At 73.7% G+C, this 20714-nt stretch carries 20 protein-coding genes and 1 pseudogene; 14 read left to right on the top strand and 7 right to left on the bottom strand.

Annotated features, from left to right (window positions below):
- The first annotated feature begins 38 nt into the window (after positions 1-38).
- From ACF1AG_RS14885 to ACF1AG_RS14870, 4 genes are all read left to right on the top strand, one after another.
- The gene (locus ACF1AG_RS14885) at positions 39-536 is read left to right on the top strand and encodes a DUF1360 domain-containing protein (RefSeq protein ID WP_387796530.1); all 498 of its coding nucleotides are present in this window, start codon (positions 39-41) and stop codon (positions 534-536) included.
- Positions 537-697: 161 nt separating this feature from the next.
- Positions 698-1165, top strand: a complete 468-nt coding sequence (locus ACF1AG_RS14880; RefSeq protein ID WP_359606009.1) for a hypothetical protein — start codon at positions 698-700, stop codon at positions 1163-1165.
- Positions 1162-2337: a zinc-dependent alcohol dehydrogenase gene (locus ACF1AG_RS14875; RefSeq protein ID WP_391809833.1), complete on the top strand. Its 1176-nt coding sequence runs from the start codon at positions 1162-1164 to the stop codon at positions 2335-2337. Before ACF1AG_RS14880 ends, ACF1AG_RS14875 begins: the two co-directional genes overlap by 4 nt.
- A 19-nt stretch (positions 2338-2356) precedes the next feature.
- Complete coding sequence (locus ACF1AG_RS14870; RefSeq protein ID WP_391809832.1) at positions 2357-3037, top strand: phosphodiesterase; 681 nt, start codon at positions 2357-2359, stop codon at positions 3035-3037.
- On the opposite strand, the gene ACF1AG_RS14865 is transcribed toward ACF1AG_RS14870, so the two are convergent.
- The 4 genes from ACF1AG_RS14865 to ACF1AG_RS14850 all read right to left on the bottom strand — a co-directional run bounded on the left by ACF1AG_RS14865 (position 2979) and on the right by ACF1AG_RS14850 (position 5555).
- Positions 2979-3788, bottom strand: a complete 810-nt coding sequence (locus tag ACF1AG_RS14865) for a hemerythrin domain-containing protein (protein ID WP_391809831.1) — start codon at positions 3786-3788, stop codon at positions 2979-2981. The two genes, ACF1AG_RS14870 and ACF1AG_RS14865, sit on opposite strands and share 59 nt — an antisense overlap.
- A complete protein-coding gene (locus tag ACF1AG_RS14860) occupies positions 3785-3940 on the bottom strand; it encodes a hypothetical protein (protein ID WP_387796246.1) in 156 nt (51 codons plus the stop codon). The genes ACF1AG_RS14865 and ACF1AG_RS14860 overlap by 4 nt, the downstream gene beginning before the upstream one ends.
- Positions 3941-4036: 96 nt before the next feature.
- Positions 4037-4570 carry an SRPBCC family protein gene (locus ACF1AG_RS14855; protein WP_359606018.1) on the bottom strand — a complete coding sequence of 178 codons (534 nt, stop codon included), beginning with the start codon at positions 4568-4570 and terminating at the stop codon, positions 4037-4039.
- 106 nt (positions 4571-4676) lie between these two features.
- Entirely contained in the window at positions 4677-5555 is an 879-nt protein-coding gene (locus tag ACF1AG_RS14850; RefSeq protein ID WP_387796242.1) for a PhzF family phenazine biosynthesis isomerase, read from the bottom strand.
- Positions 5556-5738: 183 nt separating this feature from the next.
- On the opposite strand from ACF1AG_RS14850, the gene ACF1AG_RS14845 reads away from it, so the two are divergent.
- The 3 genes from ACF1AG_RS14845 (at position 5739) to ACF1AG_RS14835 (ending at position 9618) form a co-directional block, all read left to right on the top strand.
- On the top strand, positions 5739-8057 hold the full coding sequence (locus ACF1AG_RS14845) for an FdhF/YdeP family oxidoreductase (RefSeq protein ID WP_359606022.1): 2319 nt from the start codon (positions 5739-5741) through the stop codon (positions 8055-8057).
- A 67-nt stretch (positions 8058-8124) separates the two neighbouring features.
- Positions 8125-9324, top strand: a complete 1200-nt coding sequence (locus tag ACF1AG_RS14840; RefSeq protein ID WP_387796239.1) for a hypothetical protein — start codon at positions 8125-8127, stop codon at positions 9322-9324.
- Positions 9325-9618, top strand: a complete 294-nt coding sequence (locus tag ACF1AG_RS14835) for a hypothetical protein (protein WP_359606025.1) — start codon at positions 9325-9327, stop codon at positions 9616-9618.
- A gap of 18 nt (positions 9619-9636) precedes the next feature.
- Here ACF1AG_RS14835 and ACF1AG_RS14830 read toward each other — a convergent pair whose 3' ends face one another.
- Entirely contained in the window at positions 9637-10248 is a 612-nt protein-coding gene (locus ACF1AG_RS14830) for a TetR/AcrR family transcriptional regulator (RefSeq protein WP_359751936.1), read from the bottom strand.
- Between the two features lie 95 nt (positions 10249-10343).
- On the opposite strand from ACF1AG_RS14830, the gene ACF1AG_RS14825 reads away from it, so the two are divergent.
- The 5 genes from ACF1AG_RS14825 to ACF1AG_RS14805 all read left to right on the top strand — a co-directional run bounded on the left by ACF1AG_RS14825 (position 10344) and on the right by ACF1AG_RS14805 (position 15283).
- Positions 10344-11093, top strand: a complete 750-nt coding sequence (locus ACF1AG_RS14825; RefSeq protein WP_359751934.1) for an SDR family oxidoreductase — start codon at positions 10344-10346, stop codon at positions 11091-11093.
- A 589-nt stretch (positions 11094-11682) separates the two neighbouring features.
- Positions 11683-12840: a serine hydrolase domain-containing protein gene (locus ACF1AG_RS14820; protein WP_359606381.1), complete on the top strand. Its 1158-nt coding sequence runs from the start codon at positions 11683-11685 to the stop codon at positions 12838-12840.
- Positions 12841-12959: 119 nt separating this feature from the next.
- Positions 12960-13799, top strand: coding sequence for a patatin-like phospholipase family protein (locus ACF1AG_RS14815; protein WP_359606379.1), 840 nt, complete (start codon positions 12960-12962; stop codon positions 13797-13799).
- A 67-nt stretch (positions 13800-13866) separates the two neighbouring features.
- Positions 13867-14688 carry a nucleotidyltransferase domain-containing protein gene (locus tag ACF1AG_RS14810; RefSeq protein WP_359606377.1) on the top strand — a complete coding sequence of 274 codons (822 nt, stop codon included), beginning with the start codon at positions 13867-13869 and terminating at the stop codon, positions 14686-14688.
- A 121-nt stretch (positions 14689-14809) separates the two neighbouring features.
- A complete protein-coding gene (locus ACF1AG_RS14805) occupies positions 14810-15283 on the top strand; it encodes an SRPBCC family protein (protein WP_359606375.1) in 474 nt (157 codons plus the stop codon).
- A gap of 96 nt (positions 15284-15379) precedes the next feature.
- On the opposite strand, the gene ACF1AG_RS14800 is transcribed toward ACF1AG_RS14805, so the two are convergent.
- Complete coding sequence (locus tag ACF1AG_RS14800; RefSeq protein ID WP_359606373.1) at positions 15380-15871, bottom strand: hemerythrin domain-containing protein; 492 nt, start codon at positions 15869-15871, stop codon at positions 15380-15382.
- 232 nt (positions 15872-16103) lie between these two features.
- Positions 16104-16554: pseudogene (locus ACF1AG_RS14795) on the bottom strand (GNAT family N-acetyltransferase); the annotation flags it as partial.
- Between the two features lie 221 nt (positions 16555-16775).
- On the opposite strand from ACF1AG_RS14795, the gene ACF1AG_RS14790 reads away from it, so the two are divergent.
- Together ACF1AG_RS14790 and ACF1AG_RS14785 are read left to right on the top strand one after the other, a co-directional pair.
- Complete coding sequence (locus tag ACF1AG_RS14790; protein WP_387796234.1) at positions 16776-19196, top strand: SpoIIE family protein phosphatase; 2421 nt, start codon at positions 16776-16778, stop codon at positions 19194-19196.
- A gap of 121 nt (positions 19197-19317) precedes the next feature.
- Positions 19318-20709, top strand: coding sequence for an APC family permease (locus tag ACF1AG_RS14785; protein ID WP_359751921.1), 1392 nt, complete (start codon positions 19318-19320; stop codon positions 20707-20709).
- Positions 20710-20714 lie beyond the last annotated feature (5 nt).

The raw sequence follows: 20714 nt of genomic DNA, 5'->3' as shown, positions 1-20714 counted from the left end.
GGACGGCCGAGGGGGGCGCCGTGTCCCGCGCGAAGAGGATGCTGCGCCGCGTCGAGGACACGTACGCGGCGGACGGCGAGCGTCCGATCCGCGGTTATCTCGTCGCCATGTCGGCGTTCGCCGCCTACACCACGAGCTGGGCGCTGCTGGTACGGCGGCGTGGCCGCCCGCTGCCGGACCGGCCGGCGCCGTGGGACGTGGCACTGACCGCCGTCGCCACGTTCCGGCTGAGCCGGCTGCTGAGCAAAGCGTCGGTGACCAGCCCCCTGCGAGCCCCCTTCACCACCTTCGTCGGTCCGCAGGGGCCCGCGGAACTGCACGAGGAGGCGCGGACCGACGACCGCAAGGCCACGGTCGGCGAGCTGGTGACCTGTCCGTTCTGCGTGAGCGTCTGGGTCGCCTCCAGCCTCACGGCGGGACAGCTCCTGTGGCCGCGCGCCACCCGCACCGCCCTCGGGGCCCTGACCGCACTGGCAGGCGCGGACGCGCTGCAACTGACGTACGGCGCCCTGGTGGACAGGACGACCGGTGACTGATCCCGTCCCAGGACGACCGGTGACTGATCCCGTCCGTGCGGCCCAGGGTCTCCGGCCCGGCCCGGCCCGCGACCGGCGCCGCCGCCGACTCGTCGCCGTTTCGCCTCACCCGCCGCGGAAACCCGGCGCGCGCGAAGGCCCGTTGGAGCAGGAGGCAGTGGATGAAGAGGGCGTTGTGGATGGTTCCCGTCGCCGCCGTCGGCGTCGCGGCGGCCCGGAAGGCCGGGGCGGCGGCACACGGCGGCGACGACCGGGCGGGCGACCGGTGGCTCACCGTGACCGTCAACCGCCCCGAGGAGGACGTCCGCCGGGACGGCAAGCTGCCCGAGCCGCTGGAGCGGCTCGGCGACCGCATCGACGTACGCACGCGGCCCGCTCCGGGGGACCGCGGCACGGAACTGGCCGCACGGCTCAAGGAGCCGACACCGCCGGCCGCGGCCTCCGTGCCCGCACGCCTCGCCGGGCAGGACCCGCGTCAGGACGTACGGCGGGCGCTGCGCGAGGCGAAGGCCCTGCTGGAAGCCGGGGAGATCATGCTCCCCGACACACCGCCGACGACCCGGTCCACGCCGGGCGGCCGGATCGTCGGACTGTTCAGCCGCCGCTCCGGCGGGGAGGGAGTGCTGTGAAGGCCCTGTGCTGGGAAGGCGTCGACAAGCTGTCCGTCGAGCAGGTCCCCGACCCGGAACTGCGCAACGACCAGGACATCGTCGTGCGGCTCGTCGCGGGCACCACCTGCGGCTCCGACCTGCACCTCATCGGCGGGTACATCCCGGCCATGCGGGCCGGCGACGTCATCGGCCACGAGTTCGTCGGCGAGGTCGTCGAGACCGGGTCCGCGGTGCGGCGCCACAAAGTGGGCGACCGGGTCGTCGTCTCCTCTTTCGTCGGCTGCGGCCGCTGCTGGTACTGCGCCAACGACCTGTGGTCTCTGTGCGACAACACGAACACCAACCCCGGGGTCGGGCAGGCGCTGTTCGGCTACGAGACCGCCGGCATCTTCGGCTACTCCCACGCCATGGGCGGCCTGCGCGGCAGCCACGCCGAGTACGTGCGCGTCCCGTTCGCCGACCAAGGCGCCTTCACCGTCCCCGAGGGCATCGACGACACCAGCGCCTTGTTCGTGTCCGACTCCGTGCCCACCGGATGGACGGGGGCGGACCTCGGCGGCGTCAAGCCCGGTGACGTGGTGGCCGTCTGGGGCTGCGGCGCCGTCGGCCAGATGGCGGCGCGTGCGGCGATCCTGCTCGGTGCGGAACGGGTCGTCGCCATCGACCGCATCCCCGAACGCCTGGCGATGACCGAGCGGTACATCGGCGCCGAGACCATCGACTACACCACCACCGACGTCGCGGCGGAACTGCGCGAACGCACCGGCGGACGCGGCCCCGACGTGTGCATCGAGGCGGTCGGCATGGAGGCACACAGCGACGGCCCCATGCACCTCTACGACCAGGCCAAGCAGCAGCTCCGCCTCCAGACGGACCGCCCCACCGCCGTACGACACGCCATCCACGCCTGCCGCAAGGGCGGCACCGTGTTCATCCTCGGGGTGTTCGCGGGCGCCGTCGACAAGTTCCCGCTCGGCGCGGTGATCAACAAGGGGCTCACCGTGCGCGGTTCGCAGATGCACGGTCAGCGCTACATCCCGATGCTCCTCGACCGGCTCGCCGCCGGCGAGATCTCCACCGCCCACCTGGCCACCCACTCGGTGTCCCTGGACGACGCCCCCACCGCGTACGACATGTTCAAGCACAAGACCGACGGTTGCGTCCGCGCGGTCATCCGCCCTGGACTCTGAGGGACGTTCCGTGTCGCGTGTGCCCGACACCGCCCGCCGGGCCGCCGAACAGGTGGCCCGGTGGCGGGACGCGCCCGCCGTCCATCCCACCGGGGTGCTGTGTTCGGGCACCCTGCACGTCGCAGGACGCGGCGAACGGCCGTGGGGCGAGCCCTGGCTGGACCGGCACGCCTCCTATCCGGCGATCGTGCGCTGGTCCCACGCCCTGGGCACGCCCCGGCGGGTCCCGGACGCCCTGGGCCTGGCCGTCCGCGTCGAGGACGCGGGCGGGCCGGGCCGGCCGCTCGACCTGCTGTTCACGTCCAGCGGCACCGGCCGCCTCGGCCGCCACGTGCCCCTGCTCCGCCCCGACGCGCTCACCGGGGCGTACTCCACCCTGCTGGCCTACCGGACGGGGGAGTGCGAGCGGGTGCTCGCCGCCTTCCCGATGCTCGACCGGCCGCACACGCCCCGACCGACCCTGTGGCAGGAACTCGCCTGTCGTCCCGTCCTGTTCCGGCTGTGCGCTGCCGCGAGCGACGAGCCCTGGCGGCCGTTCGCGTCGCTCACCCTCGAAGCGGTGCATCCCGCACCGGCGGAGACCACGGTGTCCTACGACTCCGTCGCCCACAGCCTGCCCGGCCTGCGCCCCGCCGGACGCCTCAACCGGCTGCGCGACGCCGCGTACGCGGGCTCCCGCCGGGGACGCGGCGCCGCATGATCCGTTGTCTCAACCCTGCCGGCGGTCGTCTCAGCAGCGCCGGCGGTTGTCTCAGCCGTGCCGGCGGTTGTCTCAGCCGTGCCGGCGGGCGGCACGCACCGCCAGGACGACCGCGCCTCCCGCGGCGACCGCACCCGCTGCCGCCAGTGAGGCGCGGCGGGCGGTCGGGCCGCTGCCCGGCGCCAGGTCCCGCAGCCGGTCGAAGGCGCTCAGCGGGACACCCCGCAGCGCGTTGCCGGGCGACGCCGGGGTGCGGCCGGGTCGGGGCGGTCGCCCGTACCGCCTCCCACGCCGCGCCGATGCGCCGCAGCCTGCGGTCGTCGAACGCGGTCCGCAGCCGCGGCAGCAGCTCGTCCTCCTCGTCGCGGATGTCCTGACGGATCAGCGTGAACGCCTGCCGCATCCACTCCGCGCGCCGGGGGTCGTCGGGGGAGCGCTCGATCCGCGCGACGAGGTCGTTGACCGCCTGGTGCTCCTCCTCGACCTGGCGGGTCAGCTCCTCCCCGTCGGGCGAGACGCGCCGCAGCAGCGGCCACAGCACGGTCTCCTCGGCGAAGGCGTGGCTGAACACCAGCCGGACGATGTCCAGCCACAGCGCGTCGAGCTCGCCGGGCGGGAGGTCCTCGGAGAGGCAGCGGTTCATCATCGCGTCGAGCCGTGCGTGGTCCCGGCGCTGGCGCATCAGGATGCTGTCGTCCCCGCCGAGCGCGTCGGCGTCCTGTCCGGCGATCGACACGGCGGGCGCGGTCACGGCCGTCCCCTGTTCGTGCCCCCGGATTCCTGGCCGTCGGCGCCTTCAGGCGTCTCCCGGCCCCTGCTCTCGTCCTCCTCCGGCGGGACGTCCCTCTCGCCCGTCTCCTGCTCCAGCGGGTGGGTGAGGTCCTTGTCGTCAGCGGTGCTCATGGTCGCTCCTCATGTCGGCTCCGGGCGCCGGGTTCCCCCGACGGGCCGGACCGCGCACTCCGGGACATACTTCTTCGCGGCTGCACGCCCCGCGCTTCAGCCGACCGGCCAGCCCGCCACCCGGCTCCTCGGAGGCTTCTCCTCCTGGGGCCACACCTGCCCCTTGCGGATGACGCCGCGCCAGGCGCCGGACTCCTGGCCCACCCCTTCGATGAACTGCTTGAAGCGGGCCAGTTCGGACCGGATCAGCCGCGGCGTCACCGGCGTCCGGTGCAGCAGATGCCGCCGCGTCGGCCGGGACACGGACCGCAGGCGCACCACGATCTCGGTACGGTTCGGGGCGAGGGCGCGGAAGGCGACCTCGCCCCGGTGCCCGGTCCAGCGGCCGAGGCCCTGCCACGCGATCAGCTCGTCGGGATGCTGTTCGACGACCTCCGCCGTGTACGTCCGGGTCACCCAGCCGGTGCCGATCTCCCACCGGGTGAGATTCGGGCGGAGCTGCTCGACGCCCCTCACCCAGCGCATGAAGCGGGGGAAGGTCTTGAACTGGGTCCACTGGTTGTAGGCGGTGTGCACGGGAACGGCGACCTCGATCGCCTCTTCGACGGACTGCGCGGCTGCTGCAGGCATGGCCCCACCTGTCGTTCGGGTTTCTTCCTCAGTGTGCCCCGCCTGCCGCACCCCTACCACGCGTGGGCCACGCGGCCGCCCGCCGCGTCCGCCGATGCGTCCGCCGTCAGCCGATGCGTACGCCCGCCCCGCTCACCCGTGTCCGGGGGTCGCCGGCCCGGAGGGTCACCGTGAGTTCGCCGGGACGCCCCAGGTCCTCGCCCTGACGCAGCGTGAGGACGGCGTCCTCGGGCACCAGGCCCAGCTCACGGGCGTATCCGCCGAACGCGGCGGCCGCCGCCCCCGTCGCCGGGTCCTCGACGACTCCGCCCACGGGGAACGGGTCCCGCACGTGGAACAGCGTCGGCGACTCCCGCCACACCAGCTGCACGGTGGTCAGGTCCAGGCGGTGCATCAGCGCTTCGAGACGCGCGAAGTCGTAGTCGAGGTCGGCCAGACGGGCGCGGGTGGCCGCCGCCAGCACCAGGTGGCGGGCGCCGGCGTACGCGACCCGCGGCGGGAAGGCCGGGTCGAGGTCGGCGGCGGGCCAGTCCAGCGCGGCCAGCGCCTCCGCCAGGTCGGCGTCGGCGACCTCCTCGACGTGCGGCTCGACGCTGGTGAGCGTGGCGCGCAGCGTGCCGTCCTCCTCCGCCGTCACCTCGACGGGCACCGGTCCGGCCTGCGTCGCGAACAGCAGCGGCCCCGGCCCCTGTCGCTCGGCGAGCGCGACGGCGGCCGCCACGGTCGCGTGCCCGCAGAAGGGCACCTCGGCCTTGGGACTGAAGTAGCGGATCCGGTACGTCCGTCCCTCCGGGCCGTCCAGCCCTTCCGGCGGGCCGGTGAGGAAGGCGGACTCCGAGTACCCGAGTTCGGCGGCGACGGCCAGCATCTCCCCGTCGTCCAGCGCACTGGCGTCCAGCACCACCCCGGCGGGATTGCCGCCCGCGGGGTCGCTGGAGAAGGCGGTGTAACGCAGCACTTCGGGCCGCGACGCGGTTGTTGTCATACCCCCGACAACGTGGGCGTAGATCGTGATGTTCCCCCGGCCGCCGAGGGGGAACCCGGGGCCCGCGCTTCCTCCTGGCCGCCCCGGCGGCCGGGGCCACCCCATCGGCGGAAGATCATGTGGCCGCCCTCCGGCGGGAGCGTGAGACTGGAGGGCGTCCATGTGTCCGGTGAAGGAGAGTCCATGCCCGAGCGGCCCGACGACGGTTCCCAGGAGCGGCTCACCGTGACACCGCCCAAGAAGTGGGCCACGGGAGCGCCCGCGGTGATGCACGCGCTGGAGTACTCCCTCGAGCAGACCACCCCCGTCCGCACCGGGCAGACGCTGCTGACCATGAACCAGGTCGACGGCATCGACTGCCCCGGCTGTGCCTGGGCCGACCCGGCCCCGGGGCAACGGCACCGCAACGAGTACTGCGAGAACGGCGCCAAGCACATCAACGACGAGGCGACCACCCGCCGGATCAGCCGTGACTTCTTCCGCGAGCACCCGGTGTCCGAGCTCGCCCGCCGCTCCGACAAGTGGCTCAACGACCAGGGCCGGCTCACCGAACCCATGGTCAAGCGGCCCGACTCGGACCACTACGAACCGATCAGCTGGCACGACGCGTTCGGCCTGCTCGCGCAGGAACTCACCTCTCTGGACTCGCCCGACGAGGCCGTCTTCTACACCTCCGGCCGCGCCAGCAACGAAGCGGCCTTCGTGCTCCAGCTGTTCGCCCGCGCCTTCGGCACCAACAACCTGCCCGACTGCAGCAACCTGTGCCACGAGTCCAGCGGCTACGCCCTGCACGAGACCCTCGGCACCGGCAAGGGCACGGTCAGCCTTGAGGACATGCACCACGCCGACCTGATTTTCGTCGTGGGGCAGAACCCCGGCTCCAACCATCCCCGTCAGCTCTCCGCCCTGGAGGAGGCCAAGCGCAACGGCGCCCGCATCATCGCCGTCAATCCGCTGCCCGAGGCCGGGCTGCTGCGCTTCAAGAACCCCCAGAAGCCGCGCGGCATCATCGGCCGCGGCACCCCCATCGCCGACCGCTTCCTGCAGATCCGCGTCGGCGGCGACCTCGCCCTGTTCCAGGGCCTCAACCGGCTGCTCCTGGAGGCCGAGGACGCCCGCCCCGGCACCGTGCTCGACCACGACTACATCCGCAACAACACGGAGGGGTTCGAGGCGTTCGCCCGGCACATCCGCTCCGTCGACTGGGACGACGTCGTCGCGGCGACCGGCCTCACCCGCCGGGAGATCGAGCAGGTCCGCGACGAGGTGCTGCGCTCCGAACGCGTCATCGTCTGCTGGGCGATGGGCATCACCCAGCACAAGCACGCGGTGCCCACCATCCGCGAGTTCGTCAACTTCCTCATGCTGCGCGGCAATCTGGGCCGGGCGGGTGCCGGAGCGTGCCCCGTGCGCGGCCACAGCAACGTGCAGGGCGACCGGACCATGGGCATCTGGGAGCAGATGCCGGACTCCTTCCTGGACTCCCTGCGGGAGGAGTTCGGCTTCGACCCGCCCCGCCATCACGGCTTCGACTCCGTGAAGGCCATTCGTGCGATGCTCGAGGGCCGCGTCAAGTTCTTCCTCTCCCTCGCCGGGAACTTCGTCCGCGCCGCACCCGACAGCATGGTCACGGAGGAGGCGCTGCGGGCGTGCCGGCTCACCGCACACATCTCCACCAAACTCAACCGGACGCACACCGTCTGCGGCCGCACCGCGCTGATCCTGCCGACCCTCGGCCGCACCGAACGGGACGTGCAGTCCGGCGGCGAGCAGTTCGTCACCGTGGAGAACTCGATGAGCGAGGTCCACACCTCGCGCGGACGCCTCCAGCCGGCCTCCCCGCTGCTGCTCAGCGAGGTGGCCATCATCTGCCGCCTCGCCCACCGCACCCTCGCCGGGCGCGGCCCCGACATCCCCTGGTCCGTGTTCGAGTCGGACTACGGCGAGATCCGCGACCGCATCGCCAACGTCGTGCCGGGGCTGCACGACTTCAACCGGCGCGTGATGCGCCCAGGTGGCATCCGGCTGCCGAACGCCGTCAACGAGGGCGTGTTCCACACCGAGGTCGGCAAGGCGCGGTTCACCCGCAACGAGCACGAGGCGCCCAGCGTCCCCGACGGCCATCTGCTGCTGCAGACGCTGCGTTCCCACGACCAGTGGAACACCGTGCCCTACACGGACAACGACCGCTACCGGGGCATCCACGGCAGCAGGCGCGTCGTCCTCGTCAACCCCGACGATCTCACCGCGCTGGGCCTCGCCGACGGGGACCGCGTGGACCTGGTCGGGGTGTGGAAGGACGGCGCGGAGCGACGCGCCGACGGCTTCACGATCGTCGCGTACCCGACGAAGACCGGGACGGCGGCCGCCTACTACCCGGAGACCAACGTCCTGGTGCCCCTGGACAGCGTCGCCGACGGCAGCAACCAGCCCGCGTCCAAGAGCGTGATCGTCCGCCTCGAGCCCGCGCCCCGGCCGGCTCCGGTTTCCGCCCCCGGCTGACCGTGCGGCGGCGCGCGGCCCGCCGCAGGATGGGAACGAGGGGGTCGGCGACCCGGGAGGTGCGGTGATGGGCGACAACGCGGACGACACCGAGCGCGACGACACCGAGCGCGACGACACCGGCTACGAAGACTCCGAGTACGACGACTCGGAGTACGAGTCCTCCGAGTACGGCGACGTCCAGGACGACGGCGCCGACCACGGCTCGGCGGAGGTCGAGACGGCCTACGAGGCGGGTGACGAGGAGACCGTCCCCCGGCCTCCGGCCACCCCCACGGACACGGACGTGTTCCTCGACGTCCCCCTGCTCAAGGTCGACGAGATCGACCTGGACGTCGAGGATCTCCGCGCCCACGTGTCGCTCCAGGCCGAGGTCCTCGACCTGCTGAAACTCAGCGTCGGCGCGGATGTCTCCCTCGGCCGGGTGCACCTGGGCATCTCAGGGGTTGAGGCGCAGGCACAGCTCAGGGTGCGCCTCGACAACGTGGCCGTGATCGTCAACCGGGTCCTCACCACCGTGGACCGCAATCCGGAGATCCTCACCGAACTGGCCCGGGGCGTGAGCGCCGCCGTGCAGGACGTCGGCGGTGGAGCCCGCGAGGCCGTCGGAGCGGTGGGCCAGGGCGCCGGACAGGCCGTGCAGGACGTCGGAGCCGGCGCGGGCGGTGCGGTCCGCGACGTCGGCCGGGGTGCGGGCGGAGCCGTCGAGGAGGTCGGCCGGGGCGCGGGAGGCGCGGTGCGGGACGTGGGCGCGGGAGCCGGAGGCGCCGTACGGGACGTGGGCTCCGGTGCCGGCGGCGCCGTGCAGGAGGTCGGTGCGGGGGCAGGTGAAGCCGTTCAAGGCGTCGGCGCGGGCGCGGGTGAAGCCGTGCAGGGCGCCGGGGAGGCGGTACGAGGCGTCGGAGCGGGCGCCGGGGAGGCCGCGCAGGGCGTCGGCGGTGTCGCGGAGGGTGTCGGTCGCGGTGCCGGGGCGGCGGTGGAAGGGGCCGGCGGGGGAGTGGGACGTGCCGTCGAGGGGGCCGGCGGGGAGGCGGGTCAGGTCGTCGAGGGGGCGGGGCAGACCGCCACCGGGGCGGCCGGACAGGGCGCGGACACGGCGGGCCGGGCGGCGGCGCCCGCCCGCAAGGCGACCCGGTCGGCCGCGAAGAAGCGCACGGCCGCCGAGGGCGCCCCACGCAAACGCCGGGTGCGCGGCGAGGACGGCAAACTGCCGCCGAGGCCGGCCCGGCGGCGCGCGCCCGAGGAAGAACCCGAAGAGCCGCCGTGAATGCGTGACGTCCGGGCCGGCGAACCGCGGGACATCACCTTCCGCTCCACGGTCCGCGCCGACCACGTCCGCTTCACCGCCCCACCCCGCACCGCCGTCCGCTTCCCGGGCACGGGCGAGCGCACGTCGGTCAGCCGGAGCGACCGCACGAACCTCCCCGACACGGTCGAACCGGACGTCGACTACCACGACGTCACGGTCCACTACCGCCTGGAGACGGGCGCGGTCACGGCCGCCCGGCGCGGCGAGCGGGCGGTCCGCACCGCGGAAGCCCAGGAGCCCGCGTCCGACTGACCTGGCGTCGCGGGCCCGTCAGGTGAGCGGCCAGGTGCGCAGCGCCGCGTCCGCCATGGCCTGGAGCTCCTCGCGGCCGATCCCGCTCGCGGCCTGGACGGCGATGCCGAAGGCCAGGGTCGTGACGTAGCGCGCGAGCAGTGCCGGGTCGGCGCCGGGCGGCAGATCCCCTTCGGCGACGGCCCGTTCGAAGCGCGCGCGCACGCTGCCGCAGCCGTCGTTGCGCCAGGCGGTGAGGAGGTCGCGCACACCCTGCCCGGCGTCGCTGGTGCTCAAAGCGCCCTGCACGCCCAGACATCCCCGGGGAGGCGTCGGACGGGTGGTGGTCCGCACGGTCCCGGCGAGGATCGCGGTCGCGACCTCATGGGCGGTCGGCTTCTCCAGGGCGCGGGTGAGGTAGCCGCCGGGGCCCTCCGAGTAGCGCTCCAGCGCCTTGCGGAACAGCTCCTCCTTGTTGCCGAAGGCCGCGTACATGCTGGTGGTGGAGATCCCCATCGCCTGCGTCAGCGTGGCGAGGCTCGCGCCCTCGTAGCCGTGCTCCCAGAAGACGAGCATGGCCTTCTCCAGCGCCTCCTCGGCGTCGAATGCCCGTGGCCGGCCGGTGGGATTCCTGCTCTGTTCGGTTCGCACCCCCGCAGCCTACCTCTTCCGCATCGATCACTTCAGAAGCGCTACGGTTCGACTTCCGCATCGATCGATGCGGAAATGGGGAAGGGAACCTTCGCATGGGACTGCTCCAGGACAAGACCGCGCTCGTCACCGGCGGCGCGGGCGGCATCGGACTGGCCGCCGCCACCCGCCTGGCGGCCGAGGGCGCACACGTCTTCGTCACCGGCCGCCGCAAGCCCGAACTCGACGCGGCGGTCGAGGCGATCGGCCCGGCCGCCACCGGCGTCGTGGGGGACGTCGCCGACCCGGCGGACCTCGACCGGCTGTACGAAGCGATCGCAGGCCGGGGGCGGGGCCTGGACGTCCTGTTCGCCAACGCCGCCGTCGCCGAGTTCGCGTCGCTCGCCCAGATCACCGAGGAACACTTCGACCGGCTCTTCGGCATCAACGTGCGCGGCACGCTGTTCACCGTCCAGAAGGCGCTGCCCCTGCTCAACGACGGCGCCTCCGTGATCCTCAACGGCTCCACCAACGCCGACGTCGGCGCCGAGGCGTTCGGCGTCTACGCGGCCTCCAAGGCGGCCGTCCGCTCCTTCGCCCGCACCTGGGCCAACGAGCTGAAGGGCCGCGGCATCCGCGTCAACACGGTCACGCCGGGCCCCACCGACACGCCAGGGCTGTCGGGGCTGGCCGCCGACGAGGAGGCGGCCGCCGAGTTCCGGCGGAACCTCGCCGCCCAGGTGCCGCTGGGCAGGATCGCCCGCCCGGAGGAGATCGCCGCCGCGGTGGCCTTCCTCGCCTCCGACCAGAGCGGCTTCGTCACCGGCTCAAGCCTGTACGTCGACGGCGGCCTCAACCAGATCTGACCGCCGAGACCCGGTCGACGGCGTACGGACGGGGCGGGTCCGCCGCAGCCGGCGGACCCGCCCCGTCCCGTGGGGTCACGCGGCGGCGGGGTGGTCCGTCGCCGGCGCCGTCGCGGCCACGGCGAACAGGTCGTCCCGCAGGGTTCGCACCGTGGCGGTGGCGTAGGCGTGCGAGTCGCTGCCGGCAGCCGGCGCAGCGGGCCCTCGCCGGTGACGTCACGGTCGATCACGGCGGCGGCGCCCTTCACCGGATCGCCGAACTGCTTGCCCTGGAGCTCCAGGTGCCGGGCGTCGGCGACCTGACCGTCGAGTACGAGACCCGCACCCTGCCAGGCGACCCCGACACCACCTTCTTCGGCTGCACCTGCGAGGCGGGTTCACCGTCACAGCCAGTCCTGGGCCTCCTGGCCGGCTGGACCCTCACGGGTCCGTCCGCCGGCTGGATCCCGCTTGCGCTTCCCGTGGTCGTGACCGTCCGGACGCGGGTCGGTAGCGCTGGGGGTACCGCGATCCGGGGGCTTGCGTGACTGACTCCCCGGGGTCGGCACCGGCATCGTTTCCGGTGCCGACCCACGGAGAAGGAGTGCCGGTGGCACAGAACAAGAAGTCCGTCCTGCGCGGAAGCCTGCTCGTCGTCGCGGCTGCGGGCCTGCTGAGCACCACGGTCACGGGTGCCGCGGAGGCGGATCCGCCCTCGCGCTCGCCCCTCCAGCGGAGCCTCGACCGGCTCGTCGCGGAGGAGAAGTTCCCCGCCGCGCTCGCCTGGACCAGCAAGGACGGCCGTACCGCCTCGCTCGTCGCGGGTTCCTCGAGGCTCGGTCGCAAGGTGCCGGTTCCGCGTGACGGTCAGGTCCGGGCGGGGAGCAACACCAAGACCTTCACCGCCGTCGTGGTGCTGCAACTGGTCGCCGAGGGCAAGGTCCACCTGGACGCGCCCGTCGAGCGCTACCTCCCCGGACTGGTGCGCGGCAAGGGCATCGACGCCCGGAAGATCACCGTCCGGCACCTGCTCCAGCACACCAGCGGGCTGCCCAACTACACCGAGCACATAGGGCTGGAGCACTTCGAGAAGATCCAGCACCGCTTCTTCCACCCCCACGACCTGCTCGCGGCGGCCCTGGCCCACCCGGCGAAGTTCACCCCCGGCGCCAAGTGGGAGTACAGCAACACCAATTACCTGCTCGCCGGACTGCTCGTCGAGCGGGCCACGGGACGCCCCGTGCAGGAGGAGATCACCGAACGCGTGATCGTCAAGGCGCGCCTGCGGCACACCTACTGGCCCCAGCCCGGCGACCAGGACATCCGCGGGCCGCACCCGCACGGCTACGCCCTCGCGCGCCTCGACGACGACCGCGTGGTCGACGCGACCGAGATGGACCCCTCCTGGGGCGGCGCGGCCGGACAGCTGATCTCCACCCCGAGCGACCTCGCCCGCTTCACCCGAGCCCTGCTCGACGGCGAGCTCCTGCCGCCCGAGCAACTGGCGGAGATGCGCAGGACGGTCGCGGCCCCCGTGCTGCCGGGGTGGCGGTACGGACTCGGCGTCGTCAGCGTCCCGCTGAGCTGCGGCGGCGTGTACTGGGGACACGGCGGCGACATCGACGGTTACGAGACCCGGGGCGGAGCCACGGACGACGGCCGCTCCGTCGGCCTGGCCGTGACCGCGCTGCCGGGGACGTTCGGCGGCGACGAGGAGAAGGCGGCGCTGGCGGTGATGGACGCCGTCGACACGGCGTTCTGTGAGTGAGGCACCTTCGTGCGGCACTAACGGGGAGTGCTCCCCGGTTCGCTGCTAAGCTCCTGCCCGGCGAAACGGGGAGTGGTCCCCGATCGAGTGTCTGCCGTGGGCAGGGGAGAGGAGGAGCCGTGCCGGACAAGACGCTCGTGCTGGGCGGCGGCGGGCCGGTGGGCGGAGCCTGGCTGGCGGGAATGCTCGCCGGTCTCACCGAGGCGGGTGTCGATCCCGACACCGCCGACGTCCTGATCGGCACCTCCGCCGGCGCCGTCTTCGGCACACGCCTGCGCTGCGGCACCCCGGCCGCGGAGCTGTACGAACGCCAGCTGTCCGGCGCCGACGCCGTCCGGCTGCCGGTGACCGCACGCCAGACGGCCCGCTTCCTCTGGGCGGCCCTCGGCTCCCGTGACCCCGAGCGTTCGATCGCCCGGCTGGGCCGGACGGCGCTGCGTGCCCGCAGCGGACCCGAGTCGGACGTGTTCGACACGGTCGGCCGGCTCCTCGGCGTGGCGGGCGACTGGCCGGACCGCGAGCTGCGTGTCACGGCCGTCGACGCCCGGACCGGGGCGGTGGAGGCGTTCGACGCGCGCTCGGGGGTGAAGCTGCTCGAAGCGGTCGCGGCCAGTTGCGCCGTCCCCGTCGTCTGGCCCCCGGTCACCGTCGCGGGCCGGCGCTGGATGGACGGGGGCAGCCGCTCCACCGCCAACCTGCAGCTCGCGCACGGCAGTCGGCGGGTGCTCGCCATCGTGCCGATCCCACGGGCGGTCGGGCCGCACCCGAGCGCCGCCGACCAGGCGGCGCGGCTCACCGAGGACGGCACTCGCGTGACCCTGCTGAGCCCGGACGAGGACGCCCGCCGCGCGATGGGCCGCAACATGGCCGACACCGCACGCGGACCGGCCGCGGCACGGGCGGGGTACGAGCAGGCCCTCCGGGTCGTCGCCGAGGTGGCAGGCACCTGGGGCCGCTGACCCCCGCCGCCGTGCCGGGACGGAAACGCGGTCGCAGCGCGGCGCCCCGTTCGGCACACTCGGCCCGATGGAGGCCATCACCCGCATCGCACACCGCCTGCACCAGGTCGACGGAGTCGTCGCGGTCGCTCTCGGCGGCAGCCGCGCCCGCGGCACGCACCGCCCCGACTCGGACGTCGACCTGGGCCTGTACTACCGAGACCCGCTCGACACCGCCGCCCTGCGCCACCTGGCCGCCGAGCTGTCCGGACCCACGGCGGAGGTGACCGAACCGGGAGGCTGGGGCCCCTGGGTGAACGGCGGCGCCTGGCTGACCGTCGGCGGAACGCCCGTCGACTGGATCTACCGCGACCTGGACCGCGTCCGCCGCGTCTGGCGGCAGTGCCGGGCCGGACACGTCGAGACGGGTCTCCAGCCCGGCCACCCCTACGGCTTCTCCTCCCACACGTACGCCGGTGAGGTCGCCCTCGCCCGCGTCCTGGCCGACCCCACCGGCGAACTGACCGCCCTGCGGGACGAGATCCGCTCGGGCTATCCCCGACCGCTGCGCAACACCCTCGTCGATCAAGCCCGTTGGGAGGCGCCGTTCACGCTGTCCGTGGCCCGTAAGGGCGTTCCGCGCGGCGACGCCTTCCACGTGGCCGGCTGTGTCCACCGTGCGGTGGGGCTCCTCGTGCACGCCCTGCACGCCGACGCCGGCGCCTGGGTGCTCAACGAGAAGGACGCGGTCCGCTCGGCGGGCGCCCTCCCCGCCGCCCCCGCCGGCTTCACGGCCCGCGCCCACGCCCTGTTCGGCACGCTCGACACGGCCCCGGACCGCCTCACCGCCGCGCTCGACGACGCCGGCCGGCTGGCCGCCGACGTACTCGACGTACTCCCCGCGGAATGAGCCGACTTCGACTCGGACCTTTCAGGTGCGGTCTGCCGGGTACCCGCCGCCCCGACGACCCGTACAGGAGGCCGACGTGCCCGGCACGCCGGCTCTCCGCGCACAGAACCCAGGAGGATCCATGAGCACGGTCAAGGAAACGGTCGACGTGAACGTCCCCGTCCGCCGGGCCTACGACCAGTGGACGCAGTTCGAGGAGTTCCCGCGCTTCATGGAGGGCGTCGAGGAGGTGACGCAGCTCGACGACCGGCACAACCACTGGACCACCAAGATCGCCGGTGTGAAGCGCGAGTTCGACACCGAGATCGTGGACCAGCTCGTCGACGACCGGGTCACCTGGCGGACCGTCGGGGGTGAGACGAAGCAGCGCGGATCGGTGCGGTTCGAACCGCTCGACGACACCCGCACCCGCGTGGAACTCACCATGGACGTCGAGCCGACCGGCATGGCCGAGAAGGGCGCGGACGCCCTGGGCGTCATCGACCGCCGGGTCAAGGGGGACCTGCACCGCTTCAAGGAGTACATCGAGAACGGCGGCAGCGGGGGCGGCTGGCACGGCCGTATCCGCCCGGAGGACCCGGCCGCCGGCCACTGACACGTAACCCGGGACGCGCGAAGGCCGGCCCTCCCCGCGGACGCGGGAGGGCCGGCCTTTCGTGTGGCCCGCGGCCGGACGCGTGACGGACGCGCGTCAGGACTCGACGATCTTGCGGACGTTGTCCACCGAACCGCAACCGGACTTCAGCTGCCGCTCCCGCTCCTCCCAGAACGCCTTGCCCAGCTCCTCACGCCGGTCCATGGCGACGTTCTCCCGGGCGCCGTTGAGGATCGTGCGCTCCTCCTCGTCGGCGTGGTGCGTGACGGCCTCGACGAGCTCCTCCAGCTTCTCGTCCCACTCGTCGCCGCCGATCTCATCGACCTCGAGCAGCGCCAGCAACGCCTCGTTGCCCTCGTCGTGCTCCTCCTCGCCGTGCTCGACCTCGTCGTCCTCGATGTTCTTGTACCGCTTCAGCGCGGGGTAGACCTTGGACTCCTCGGCCAGCGCGTGAGCGATCAGCAGATCCGAGAACTCGCGCAGCGCGGCGCCCCGGTCGTCCTCGACGCTGCGCATCCGGCGGAACAGCTCCTCCATGCGGCGGTGGTCCTGGAGGATGAGCTCTACGACGTCGGAAGTCTCGGGCATGGGACTGCACTCCTTACGTTTAGCGGACTCGGCGCCTACCGAATGCCCCGTTCCGCCGGTCTGAGTACTCCCCATTTCCAACGGTTCCCCCTCCGGGCTCCATGGAGGTCCGCGCCCACGAGGTCGCCCCCTTCGACATCGGCGTGACGATCGGAAGGGGCCCGCCGCGACCACCGACGTCCCGGCCGCCGGACTGGGAGTGGCGGCAACCGTCGTCAGGACGGAGTGAAGCCGTGCGCGGGTCGACCACCCAGTGGTTGCCGAGCGGGACGCGGCCCCGCGAACTGCACCTCCCGCTCGGCGACGAAGCGGAAGCCCAGGGAGCGGCAGATGCCGTTGGAGGCGCCGTTTCCCGTGGCGGGGAACGCGTGCACGACGCCCCAGCGGTCCTCGTCACGGGCCCGTTCCAGCAGGGCGCGGGCCCCGCGCCCGGCCAGGCCGCGGCCCCGGAACTCCGGGAGGACCATCCAGCCGGTCTCCGAGACCGGCCCGTCCTCCGAATCATGGGCCCAGAGGGTCACCGTGCCGGCGACCACGTCGGGGGCGGCCGGGTCGGGCACGATCATCTTGATCCACGCGACGTCGGCCGCCGCGTCCCGGACGTCCCGGCGCACCTTGTCCGCCATGCCCTCCCGCGGCAGGGGGCCGCCCAGATCGGCCATCATCACCGGCTCGCACCGCATAGCGACGTACGCGTCCACGTCGTCCGGCACGACATCCTCAGCTGCACGGCGCCCTCCCAGCCAGGCCTGCGCGCGACCTCACCGAGCCGAACGCCGCGGCGGGTCTGCCACGTGTACCGACGCGTGGGCCGCGGCGGGCCTGTCACGCGGCGGGGTCCCGTCCGGTCACGTACTGCTGAGGGGGCGGGAACCCACCGACCACGACCGAAGCCGGACCGATCATGGTGACTCTGGACCAGCCGATGAGCAGCGCCGACCTCTCCGACACGGCGCTCGCCGTACTCGACGACGACGGGACGGTGACCGGATGGACCCTGGCGGCCCGCCGGCTCACCGGACGTGAACCCGGCGAGGCGGTGGGACGTACCGCCGCACGCCTCCTGCCCGCCGTCGCGGACCGGCTCCCCGCCCGCGACGGCCTGCCGGGCCCCGCCCGGATACGCCACCGCGACGGGCGCGTTCTCGACGTGACCCTCCGCGTCTCCCGACTGCGTGGCCCGCACGGCGCCGCACGCCGCCTGGTGTCCCTCGTCGACGCGGCCGCCCCGCCCGACGGTGAACCCGTCGGCGTGGTCGTCCGCGACCCGGACCTGCGCTGCGTCTGGGTGAACGACACGGCGGAACGCCACGACGGCGTCCCGGCCGGCGACCGGCTCGGACGCCTGGTGAGCGACACCCGGCCGGGACCCGAGGCGGACGTCCTCGAAGCCGTGATGCGGCAGGCACTGCAGAGCACCACCACCGAGGTCCACGAGTACCGGACCTGGCTGCCGGCCGGGACGGAAGGCGAACACGCCTGCGCCGTGGCGTTCCAGTGCCTTCAGGACGCCGACGGCCGCGCCCTCGGCGTGTGCGCGATCGGTGTGGACGTCGTGCGGCAGCGCCGGGCCCGCGAGCGGCTCGCCGTGCTCGACCGGGCCGGCGCGCGGCTGGGAAGCACCCTCGACGTGATGCAGGCCAGCCAGGAACTGGCCGACGCCGCCGTGCCGTTGCTCGCCGACTACGTCGCCGTCGACCTGGAGCAGTCGGTGTCCTTCGGCCAGGGACCGCCGGTCCGCGTAGGCGCGACCGGAAGGACACTGCCCGGCCTGCGCCGCGCGGGGCTGGCCTCCGTCCACCCGGGCGTGCCCGAATCCCCCTGGATGCGCGGCGAGCTGGTGCAGGTGCCACCCGTCTCACCCCTGGCCGGAGTCCTCCGCGCCGGGCGTGCGCGGCTCGAGCAGCTCCACGACGACGCGCCCGCACCGTGGATCGGCGCGGTGCCCGCGCTGGCCCGGAGGGTACGCGACCACGGCATGCACTCGATCATGGCCGTCCCCATCCGGGCCCGGCGCGCCCTGCTCGGCGTGGCGCTCTTCGTCCGCACCCACGAGTCCGAGCCCTTCGGCGACACCGACCTGCTCCTCGCCGAGCAACTCGTCGGCCGCGCCGCCCGGTCCCTGGACAACGCCCGCCAGTACACGCGGAAGCACAACGCCGCCCTCGCCCTCCAGCGCACCCTGCTGCCCCGCTGCCCGGACGGCGGCACGGCCGTCGACGTGGCCTTCCGCTACCTGCCCGCCGACGTCGACCACTCCGTCGGCGGCGACTGGTACGACGTCATTCCGCTGTCCGGCGCGCGGGTGGCGCTCGTCGTCGGCGACGTGGTCGGACACGGCCTGCACGCAGCCGCGACCATGGGCCGCCTCCGTACCGCCGTCCGCACGCTGGCCGGACTGGACCTCCCGCCCGACGAACTCCTCGCGCACCTCGACGACACCGTCCAGCGCCTCGGCGAGGAGGACTGCGACACACCCGAACAGGTCCTCGCGGTGGCCGGCGCCACCTGCCTCTACGCCGTCTACGATCCCGCCACCCGCCGCTGCGCCATGGCCTCCGCCGGACACCCCCCGCCCGCCGTCGTCGACCCCGAGGGCCAGGTCGCCTACCTGGACCTCCCCACGGGAGCGCCCCTGGGCGTCGGCCTCGGCGACCCCTTCGAGGCCGTGGAGGTGGAGCTGCCCGAGGACGGCGTCCTCGCCCTTTACACCGACGGCCTGATCGAGTCCCGCACGCACGACCTCGACGAGGGCATGCACCGGCTCGCCACCGCCCTCACCGGCCCGGGCCGCTCCCTGGAGGAGCTGTGCGACGCGGCGACCGGCAGCCTCGTGAGCGGCGAGCCGAGCGACGACGCCACCCTCCTCCTGGCCCGCACCCGCGCGCTGGGGCCGGACAGGGAAGTCTCCCGGTCCCTGGACGGCGACCCGAGGGCCGTCCGCACCGCCCGCGCCTTCACGGCCCGCACCCTGGAGAAGTGGGGCCTCGACGCCCTCGTGGACGCCGCGGAACTGGTCGTCGGTGAACTCGTCACCAACGCCGTACGCCATGGCGGCGGCCCCGTCGGGCTGCGGCTCCTGCGCGACACGACACTCACCGTCGAGGTCCGGGACGGCGGAGGCGCCCTCACCCCGCACCCGCGCCGCGCGCACACCACGGACGAGGGCGGGCGGGGCCTCTACCTCGTCGCCAAACTCTGCCATCGGTGGGGCGTCCGCCCCGCCCCGGGCGGAAAGGTCGTCTGGGCCGACCTGGACCAGCCCCGCACGCCCCGGCCATCCGCCCCCGCACGGACGGCGCCCGCCTCACTCGCCGCCGCCTGAGCCACCGCTCCCCGGCGGCGCTGAACCGCCTTCCGCGTCCCGCGGTTCATGTGACGGGGGCCATCCCCGCCCCGCCGCACGGGCGAGCGTGTTTTCGCCGCGACGGGGGACACGATGCGGTATGGCAAGACGAGTGGGTCACGAGGCAGGGACGCGGGCGCAGGGAACGGCACAGGAACCGACGGCCCTCAAGCGGGCGCTGACGACGCCGCTGCTGTACTTCTTCATCCTGGGCGACGTGCTCGGAGCCGGTGTGTACGTCCTGGTCGGCCAGGTCGCCGCCGACGCCGGGGGAGCGGTGTGGGTGCCGCTCGTCGTCGCCCTGCTGCTGGCGCTGCTGACCGCCGCCTCGTACGCCGAACTGGCGACGAAGTATCCGCGGGCCGGCGGCGCCTCCCACTACGCGACACGCGCCTTCGGGCCGTTCGCCGGCTTCGTCGCGGGCTTCTGCATGCTGGCCGCCGGCATCGTCTCCGTGGCCGCCCTCGCCCGCGGCTTCGGCGGCGACTACCTGTCGGCCTTCGTGACCCTGCCGGTGGCGCTCGTCGCCGTCGTCTTCCTCGCACTGCTCGCCCTGGTCAACGCGCGCGGCATCAAGGAGTCCACCCGCGCCAACGTGGTCGCCACCGTCGTCGAGGTGGGCGGCCTCGCCGTCGTCGTCGTGCTCGGCGCGTGGCTGCTGCTACGCGGCGACGGCGACCTCGGACGCCTCACCGACCTCGGCACGCCGGAGAAGGGCGCGGCGGCCGCCGTGCTCAGCGGCTCCGTCCTGGCGTACTACTCCTTCGTCGGGTTCGAGACCTCGGTGAACGTCGCCGAGGAGACCCGCAACCCGCGCCGCTCCTACCCGCGCGCCCTGTTCGGCGCGCTCGCCACCGCCGGCGCCGTGTACGTACTGGTCGGCCTGGCCGCGTCCGCCGCCGTGCCGACATCTCAGCTGGCCGGCTCCAGCGGGCCGCTGCTGGAGGTGGTGAAGGAGGCGGGCGGTGTGCCGCCCAAGCTGTTCAGCGCCATCGCGCTCGTCGCCGTCGCCAACGGCGCCCTGCTCACCGGCATCATGTCCTCCCGCCTCGCCTACGGCATGGCGAAGGACGGACTGCTGCCGGGCGCCCTGACCAAGGTGCTGCCCGGCCGCCGCACCCCGTGGGCCGCCATCGCGGTCACCACCGGGCTGGCGATGCTTCTCGCCCTCACCGGCAGCGTCGCCACCCTCGCGTCCACCCTGGTCCTGCTGCTCCTCATCGTCTTCCTCCTGGTCAACACCGCGGTCCTGGTGCTGCGCCGCGAGCCGGGGGAGCCCGACCACTTCCGTGCGCCGGTCGTCCTGCCGGTGCTGGGCATCGCGTCGTGCGTCCTGCTCGCCACGCAGATCGAGGCCGCGGTGTGGCTGCGCGGTCTGGCGGTCGTGGCGGTCGGAGCGGTGCTGGCGGCGGTCAGCGTGGCCCGGCGCTCGCGGAGGACGAACGAGGGCGAGGGGAAGCGCGCGGACGTGGACGCGTCCCGGCCCGGCTGACCGGG

Origin of the sequence: Streptomyces sp. NPDC014764 (assembly GCF_043082785.1) — a bacterium.
GTDB classification, from domain to species: domain Bacteria; phylum Actinomycetota; class Actinomycetes; order Streptomycetales; family Streptomycetaceae; genus Streptomyces; species Streptomyces althioticus.
The sequence above is the reverse complement of the archived record's forward strand: the minus strand, read 5'-3'. Positions and strand labels throughout refer to the sequence as shown.

Excerpts from the sequence above, each read along its gene's own strand:
- ACF1AG_RS14885 (WP_387796530.1), top strand. The coding sequence starts at position 39 with ATGCTGCGCCGCGTCGAGGACACGTACGCGGCGGACGGCGAGCGTCCG.
- ACF1AG_RS14790 (WP_387796234.1), top strand. The coding sequence starts at position 16,776 with ATGGTGACTCTGGACCAGCCGATGAGCAGCGCCGACCTCTCCGACACG.
- ACF1AG_RS14805 (WP_359606375.1), top strand. The coding sequence starts at position 14,810 with ATGAGCACGGTCAAGGAAACGGTCGACGTGAACGTCCCCGTCCGCCGG.
- ACF1AG_RS14825 (WP_359751934.1), top strand. The coding sequence starts at position 10,344 with ATGGGACTGCTCCAGGACAAGACCGCGCTCGTCACCGGCGGCGCGGGC.
- ACF1AG_RS14840 (WP_387796239.1), top strand. The coding sequence starts at position 8,125 with ATGGGCGACAACGCGGACGACACCGAGCGCGACGACACCGAGCGCGAC.
- ACF1AG_RS14810 (WP_359606377.1), top strand. The coding sequence starts at position 13,867 with ATGGAGGCCATCACCCGCATCGCACACCGCCTGCACCAGGTCGACGGA.
- ACF1AG_RS14785 (WP_359751921.1), top strand. The coding sequence starts at position 19,318 with ATGGCAAGACGAGTGGGTCACGAGGCAGGGACGCGGGCGCAGGGAACG.
- ACF1AG_RS14835 (WP_359606025.1), top strand. The coding sequence starts at position 9,325 with ATGCGTGACGTCCGGGCCGGCGAACCGCGGGACATCACCTTCCGCTCC.
- ACF1AG_RS14800 (WP_359606373.1), bottom strand. The coding sequence starts at position 15,871 with ATGCCCGAGACTTCCGACGTCGTAGAGCTCATCCTCCAGGACCACCGC.
- ACF1AG_RS14845 (WP_359606022.1), top strand. The coding sequence starts at position 5,739 with ATGCCCGAGCGGCCCGACGACGGTTCCCAGGAGCGGCTCACCGTGACA.
- ACF1AG_RS14860 (WP_387796246.1), bottom strand. The coding sequence starts at position 3,940 with ATGAGCACCGCTGACGACAAGGACCTCACCCACCCGCTGGAGCAGGAG.
- ACF1AG_RS14850 (WP_387796242.1), bottom strand. The coding sequence starts at position 5,555 with ATGACAACAACCGCGTCGCGGCCCGAAGTGCTGCGTTACACCGCCTTC.
- ACF1AG_RS14855 (WP_359606018.1), bottom strand. The coding sequence starts at position 4,570 with ATGCCTGCAGCAGCCGCGCAGTCCGTCGAAGAGGCGATCGAGGTCGCC.
- ACF1AG_RS14880 (WP_359606009.1), top strand. The coding sequence starts at position 698 with ATGAAGAGGGCGTTGTGGATGGTTCCCGTCGCCGCCGTCGGCGTCGCG.